This window comes from Marinifilum breve (assembly GCF_003202155.1).
GTDB classification, from domain to species: Bacteria; Bacteroidota; Bacteroidia; order Bacteroidales; family Marinifilaceae; genus Marinifilum; species Marinifilum breve.
In genome coordinates this window covers 1-1,020 of record NZ_QFLI01000038.1, presented here as the reverse complement: position 1 = coordinate 1,020, position 1,020 = coordinate 1, and the positions used below count along the sequence as shown (strand labels likewise).

The 1,020-nt window shown below is 36.2% G+C and carries 1 protein-coding gene; it reads right to left on the bottom strand.

All coding sequences use genetic code 11. The features are described 5' to 3' along the window. The coding region (locus DF185_RS22910; RefSeq protein ID WP_133250142.1) for a cadherin repeat domain-containing protein at positions 1-1,020 on the bottom strand (1,020 nt) is incomplete at both ends.

Genomic DNA, 1,020 nt, shown 5'->3' with positions numbered 1-1,020 from the left:
ACCCGTCACTTACCGTTAAAGTTAGGTTATGACTCCCATTTCGTTCATAATCCAAATAGGTATTATCCAGAATTGTTATTTCACCTGAATTTTCATCAATTTTAAATATACCATCCTCATTTCCTGCAACTATTATCCAATCAGTATAGAAATCATCATCTCCAGCATCGGCGTCTGAAGCTGAAACTTTCCCTATTCGGGTATCATTATCCACATTTTCAACAACATCAAACACTTGACAACAGGTAATGATAGGAGCAATATCATTTATTGGATTCACATCAATATTTACCGTTTCTGAGGCACTAATATTGGTTCCATCACTTACCGTTAAACTTATTGCATAACTGGTTGTGGTTTCATAATCCAGATTCGTATTGTCTGCAATACTGATTTCTCCGGAAGAAGCGTTAAGCTCAAATATACCATCTGTGTTTCCAGCTGTAATTTTCCATGCAGAGAAACTTGTACCGGCGTCATTATCTGTTGCCATTACTGTTCCAATAATTGTATTATAAGCTTTGTTTTCATCTACATTGAAAGTTTGATTTGCAGTAACAACTGGAATATTGTCATTCAAATCATTGATATCGATCCTAATATTCTCAGCCAGACTGGTATTCGAACCATCACTTACTGTTATAGAAAGTGTATATGATTCCGTTTGTTCAAAATCAAGATTCGTGTTGTCTACAATACTGATTTCTCCGGATGCTGCATTAATCGCAAAAATGCCATCTGTATTCCCTCCGGTAATTGTCCAGTCTGTGTAATGAGTATTCAAATCAGCATCTGTTACACTTACTGTTCCTACACTTGTTGAATTGGAAGCATTTTCGTCCACATTAAATGACTGTCCATTTGCAATTACAGGAGCATTATCGTTTTCATCGTACATCTGAATAAACACACTTTCCTCTGCACTCGTATGTAACCCGTCACTTACCGTTAAAGTTAGGTTATGACTCCCATTTCGTTCATAATCCAAATAGGTATTATCCAGAATTGTTATTTCACCTG